Origin of the sequence: Candidatus Phytoplasma australasiaticum subsp. ipomoeae (assembly GCF_024425275.1) — a bacterium.
Taxonomy (GTDB): domain Bacteria; phylum Bacillota_I; class Bacilli_A; order Acholeplasmatales; family Acholeplasmataceae; genus Phytoplasma; species Phytoplasma australasiaticum.
In genome coordinates this window covers 1-2,720 of sequence record NZ_JALQCV010000023.1, presented here as the reverse complement: position 1 = coordinate 2,720, position 2,720 = coordinate 1, and the positions used below count along the sequence as shown (strand labels likewise).

At 20.1% G+C, this 2,720-nt stretch carries 3 protein-coding genes; 1 reads left to right on the top strand and 2 read right to left on the bottom strand.

What is annotated here, in order from left to right; translation table 11 throughout:
- Positions 1-130 precede the first annotated feature (130 nt).
- Positions 131-286, bottom strand: coding sequence for a hypothetical protein (locus NQK76_RS02410; protein ID WP_255872745.1), 156 nt, complete (start codon positions 284-286; stop codon positions 131-133).
- 920 nt (positions 287-1,206) lie between these two features.
- Positions 1,207-1,731, bottom strand: coding sequence for a hypothetical protein (locus tag NQK76_RS02405; RefSeq protein ID WP_255872744.1), 525 nt, complete (start codon positions 1,729-1,731; stop codon positions 1,207-1,209).
- Positions 1,732-2,590: 859 nt separating this feature from the next.
- Between NQK76_RS02405 and NQK76_RS02400 the strand changes: the two genes are divergently transcribed.
- Positions 2,591-2,720, top strand: a 130-nt coding sequence (locus NQK76_RS02400; protein WP_255872743.1) for an SVM family protein, incomplete at its 3' end; no start/stop codon positions are given.

Below are 2,720 nucleotides of genomic sequence, written 5' to 3'. Positions count from 1 at the left end.
TTCTGGGTTACTCTTCCTAATTGGTTTTCCTTCTTTAATCAGTTCTTCCATTTTCAGGTCAATGTAATGTAAATATACATTCGCCAATAAAGGAGAAATAATCCCTCCTTGCGGAGAACCGGATAAGGATTCATATTTGATGTCCTCTTTCATGAATCCCGCTTTTAACAAAGTTATTCATTCCTTGTTGCAGCTCTCTTTTTAGAGAGCAACCATTTGATGAACAATTTTGAATTCTATTCAATGTTCGTAAAAGTTTAGTTTCTGGTGAAACCGTTGTTGACATAATATATCAACCCCTTTTCCCGATACCATTGAATAACTAGTAAATTACTTTCTTCTTTCGCCCTATAAGAGTGATTAACTCTCTTCTTGGTAAGACGATTAACTAAATTATTCCAAATTTAGGTTTACCTTTACGACTACTAAGAAGATGCTTTATCCTTGATCATCCAGGTTTTTATCTCCGGATTAGTAAACTTAATTACTCAGTTTTAGGATACTCCAAGTTACACTAAAATTCTACCATAATTCTTTAGGGGAAGTATCCTCTATTCGAGAGGCTGATTCCAGGTTTCTTTTTTATTTGATAAACTACTCAATACATACAACTTATACTAGTAGACTCTGGACTGTCCGTTTTAGCAACTTCCGGAACAGTTTTTAGGATTACATCCATTCTCCTTCTTAGGCCATTTCAGGCTTCTCCGTAGAATTATTCGGTGGCGGGGTCGTCTTGACTAATTTGCTTTCGTCACAACCCGCTTTTTATGGTCTGCTATAATTCAGTATTCTTTCGTTTACTAAACCGACCATCTCCTTTCAAGGTTTATCGGCCCTGGCTATTGGTTAGATAGCACGAAATTTAGGCCTCTTTGACGCCCAATGATATAATGTAAATATGTAAATATTTTATTTTTTGTTAAACAATTTTTTAGTTTATAGATAAAAATAATAAATATTACTTCTTATTTATCATAACAATAATAATTGAAAAATGATCATTTTTAAAAAAAATTATAATATTAAATATAATTTTTGATTTTAAAAATAAAATCTGTTCTAAAAATTAAAAAAAGACTAACTTTCTGGTTAGTCTTAAAAAATATTGCACAAAAATAAAAAAATATTATTAATAAAAAAGATGTTTTTAATTAAATTTTACTAAAATATTTAAATTTTTTTAATTTCTTAAAAATTAGTATTTTACTTAATATTTTGTGAATTTTGTTTATTTTTAATATCTTCATTAACTTTTTTTATTACTGAATATGATTCTTGAAATTTTTGATTATACTTAGTAATTACAAAATGATTAATAATTTCAAAAATAAAAGGAACTATAAAAAATATTAAAAAACCGAAAATTTTCAATATTATATGATCGAAAACATTAAAAAGAATAGGTGACTCGCTTAAAATTATTATTTTCGCTAATATCTCTAATGGATTATTTACATGACTAAGTAAATATTTTTGTATTTCGGAATACTTATCATTTATAATTGAAATCCATTTAGAATATTGTTGTTTTTGTTGTTGTTTTTGTTCTTGTGTCATTTGATATAAAAATTCATTAGTTTTATTAATTTCTTTTATTATAAGAAAACATTTATTAAAAATTTTTCTCTTTCTGAAAAAATTTATAATAACAATTATAATCGCCATAATCACTAATAATAAATGTAGAATATATCCATATTTTATTGAATTATTAAAAAATAATAACATAAAAAAACTCCTTAATAAAAAAATTATTTACAAAAAAATATATTATATTATTGGATTAAAATGTTATTTATTTTAAATTTATTTATTAATTTTTCTATAAATAATAAATTAAAAAATATTGTTGTGTAAAAAAATGAAAATATTTTTTTAAATTTTAAAAAATTTAATTTATTATACACATTCTTTTTTTAATTTTAATATCAACAATAGTAAATTGTATATTATCAATATATAATAAAATGCAATTATAATATAATAATTGTTTCTTTGTTTAATTAAATATTATACATTATTTTTTAAAAAATAAATTTTTTAAATCAATAAGTTAATTATAATTTGCAAAATATATTTAAATAAGTTAAAAAGAATTAATATAAAAAAATCAATAATTATATATTTATTATTTTTTTTAAAAATTATTTTTATTTAAAAAAAGATAAAAATAATTACTTTTTTAATATTTTAAAAAAATGTAGTAATTACAAATTTTTAATTATTTATAAATATATATTGTAAAAATTTAATAAATATATTTATTCAATTTTTTTTATATTATGTTAATAATTAAACTTAAATTAATATAATCAATTATTGAATATAGAAAAGATAAATTACTTTTTATAGTTATATGATAACAATTTCTTATAATTATACGATCTAATATATAAAAATTAATGAATATTTTTGAAAATTGAAGACTTTCAATAATGGTATTACAATAAATAAAAATAAATCAAAAGAAAACGAGATGATATAAAAATATTTACAAAATTAAAGTTAAGCGTTATCTTCTTAACAAAAACATAAAATTTTAATTATAATATAATTAAAATTTAAAAAATAAAAGGAGATTTAATAAATTTTTACATTACGAAATCACTTTAAAATAATTATTATTTATTTACTAATCTTTTTAGGAATATTATTTATTTTTTATAATAATAAATTAATAGCTATGGGTAACAAATATAGTAATAATAATGAAATTT

What these genes read in the sequence shown, in the direction of transcription:
- NQK76_RS02410 (WP_255872745.1), bottom strand. Translation starts at nt 286, where the DNA reads ATGTCAACAACGGTTTCACCAGAAACTAAACTTTTACGAACATTGAAT.
- NQK76_RS02405 (WP_255872744.1), bottom strand. Translation starts at nt 1,731, where the DNA reads ATGTTATTATTTTTTAATAATTCAATAAAATATGGATATATTCTACAT.